2 protein-coding genes are annotated in these 3,056 nt (G+C 73.4%); both read right to left on the reverse strand.

Annotated features, from left to right (window positions below):
• Window positions 1–46: 46 nt before the first annotated feature.
• The gene (locus I4I78_RS31505; protein ID WP_218615158.1) at window positions 47–895 is read right to left on the reverse strand and encodes a nitrilase-related carbon-nitrogen hydrolase; all 849 of its coding nucleotides are present in this window, start codon (window positions 893–895) and stop codon (window positions 47–49) included.
• 74 nt (window positions 896–969) lie between these two features.
• The coding region (locus tag I4I78_RS31510; RefSeq protein WP_218615159.1) for an LCP family protein at window positions 970–3,056 on the reverse strand (2,087 nt) is incomplete at its 5' end.

Below are 3,056 nucleotides of genomic sequence, written 5' to 3' on the forward strand. Positions count from 1 at the left end.
CGCGTCAGGGCTCCACAACGTGAGGGGTGGGGGTGTGGGTGTGGGGTCAGAGGTCGCCGCCCTCGTCCAGGAGGCGGTCCACCTCTCGGCGGATCAGGCCCAGGCGCGCCTCGCGGACCAGGGGGATGTCGCGGCGGCGGCGGCGGACCTGGTTGATGTCGATGTCGACGTTGAGCACGTGCTCCTCGTTCTCCACGCACTCGGCGACGACCTCGCCCCACGGGTCCACGACGTGGCTGCCGCCCCAGAACCGCAGCTTGCCCTCGTCGCCGACGCGGTTCACGAACACCACGTAGAGCTGGTACATCCGGCCGAAGAACTGGGTGATGCCGCGCCAGTAGTCGCGGCTGTCGTAGCGCTCCGGGAACATCGACTGCGCGCTGGCCGCGGGCACCAGCATGACCATCGCGCCGTCCTGGGTGGCCAGGAACGCCAGCTGCGGCTGCCACGCGTCGTTGCAGATCAGGGTGGCCGCGCGGTGCCGCCCGCCGCGCACCGGGAACGCCCGCGAGGTCTGCCCGGGCAGGAAGTGCTTGCGCTCCTCGAAGATCGAGTAGTTCGGCAGGTAGAGCTTGCGGTGCACGTGCACCAGCTGCCCGCCCTCGAAGTAGGCGGCGCTGTTGTAGGTGTGCAGGCCGTGCGCCTGGGCCTCCGGGAACGAGAGCAGCACGCCGCCGGGCGTCTTGTCGGCCAGCCGGCCCAGTCGCTCGTCGTCCAGGGTCATCGAGACGTCCTCGTCGACCTCCCCGACGCCGAACCCGGACAGGAACAGCTCCGGGAACACGACGATGTCCGAGCCGTCCGCGGCGGCATCGGTGATCACCTTCTCGGCGCGGTCGACGTTGGCGTCGACGTCACCGAGGCGGGAGTCGAGCTGGGCGAGGGTGATCCGCATCGGCACATTGTGCGGCTCCCCGGCCCCGGTGGACAGGCGGGGTCACCGGGATCTCCGGGCCGGTCCGCCGACGCTCAGCCCCCGGTGCTGCGGTTGAGCGTGGCCGAGGGCAGCCCGGTGATCCCGCCCACCGTGCCGGTGCCGGAGCCGCTGCCGGACTCGCTGTCCGACTCGTCGCCCGCGGTACCGGGGGCGGGGGCGGCCGAGACGCCCGCGCACGCGTCCTGGACCGACACCGGCGCCGCCGACGGGGCCGGCGTCGGGCTCGCCGACGTGGAGGGCTCCTCGGACGAGGACTCCGAGCTCGACGGGGACGCTGACGTCGACGGCGCGGGTGCTGCGGGGGCGGCCGCCCCCGGTGGCGGGGGCGGGTCCGCGATCGCCTTCTGCGCGACCTCCTGCATGTAGCTGACGTCCGGGTTCGCCGTGTCGAACTGGCCGCTGGAGGCGTTCGGGTCCGGCAGCGTCGGGTCGAACGCGATGCTCTCCAGCCGGAACCCGTCGTCGGCCAGGACGGCGAGCGCGGGCAGCACCTGCTGGGGCATGTCGGTGTAGACGGTGTCCTTGGTCGCGGCCGCGATCGCCTGGAACCGGGTCAGCAGCTCGGCCGGGCTCTTCTCGTTGATCACGGCCTGGATCAGGCAGCGTTGACGGCCCATCCGCTGGTAGTCGGTGCCGTTGCGGCGCGAGCGGGCGAACCAGAGCGCCTCGGTGCCGCTGAGGTTCTGGATACCGGGCTGGATGTAGCCGTCCGGCTTGACGTAGGTGCCGCCTGCGGTCACGCCGCCGATCGGGACCGGCTCGGAGCCGACGTTCACCGTCACCCCGCCGACCGCGTCGATCATCGACGAGAACCCGGCCATGTTGACCTCGAGGTAGTAGTCGATCGGCAGGCCGGTCATGTACGAGATCGAGGACTGCAGCAGGTTGACGCCGGGGAAGGGGGTCGGCCCGGACGGCGCGACCGAGGGGTCCCGCTCGCCGTATGCGTAGACGGCGTTGAGCAGGTAGTCCCCGGACAGCGGCTGCGACGGGTCGTGGAAGCCGTCGGGGAACTTCTCGGCCATCGGCGAGCCCGGCGGGAACTGGGCACGCTGGATGTTGCGCGGCAGGCTGAACAGCGTGGTCCGGCCGGTGGTGGTGTCGATGCTGGAGAGCATCATCGAGTCGGTCCGGGTCCCGGCGCGGTCCGGGCCTGCGTCGCTGCCCAGCAGCAGGACGTTCAGGCGCGGCTTGCCCAACGCCGTCGCGGCGTCCGTCCCGCCGCCCTTGAACAGCGAGTTCAGCAGGCTCCGTTGCGAGTTGAGGAGCTCGACGCCGTAGCCGAACGGGACGGCCACGGTGAGGCACAGCAGCGCCGCCGTGCCGGTCCCGATGATCTTCTTGCTCAGTGTCAGGTTGCGTGGCCGGGCCAGCGCGTAGGTGCGGGCGACCACGGCGATCCAGCCGATGCCACCGACGATCAGCGCGATCGCCAGACCGGTCAGAGCGCTGGTGGAGAGCAGGTTCTGCAGCAGCGTGGACCGTCGTACGGCCAGTACCAGGACGACGAGCACGGCCACGACGGTCAGCAGCACGCCCAGGATCAGCCCGCCGGTGCGCCGCCGGCGCATGGCGAGGTGACCGCTGCCCGGCAGCGCGGTGGAGGCGGCGGTCAGCCCGAGCGCGGCCGCCAGCGAGGAACGGGCGGGGTCCGTTCCGTCCCGTCCGGGCGAGCGGGGGAAGAGATTCTTCCCGGCGGGCTTCTTCCCGGTGGACTTCCCGGCGGGGCGCCTGCCCTCGCGCGCGGTGTCCCACCCCGCCGCGGACCCGGCGGCGGACCCGGCCGGGGGCTCCTGCCGGGCGGGCGCGGCGACGGTGGTGGACTCCACGGAGCCGGCGCGTGCGCGCGTGCGGGTGGTCCGCACGGCGTCCGGCCCGGGCGCGGCGACGGCGGTGGTGCGGGCGCCGGCAGCCTCTGCGGCCGCGGTCTCCGGGCCCTTCCCGGCCGACCGCGCGGGCCGGGGGACGATCGGGATCTCGCCGCTGAGCCGTGCGGCGCGGTCACGCACGTCCGGGGGGCCGCCCGGGCCGGTGGCCTGACGGCGGCGGTGCTCCGCGGCGGTGTCCGGGCGACCGGGTGCATCCGGCCGCCGCGGTGGCCCGGCGGGACCCCGCGATC

Source organism: Pseudonocardia sp. KRD291 (genome assembly GCF_019263595.1).
Lineage (GTDB): Bacteria > Actinomycetota > Actinomycetes > Mycobacteriales > Pseudonocardiaceae > Pseudonocardia.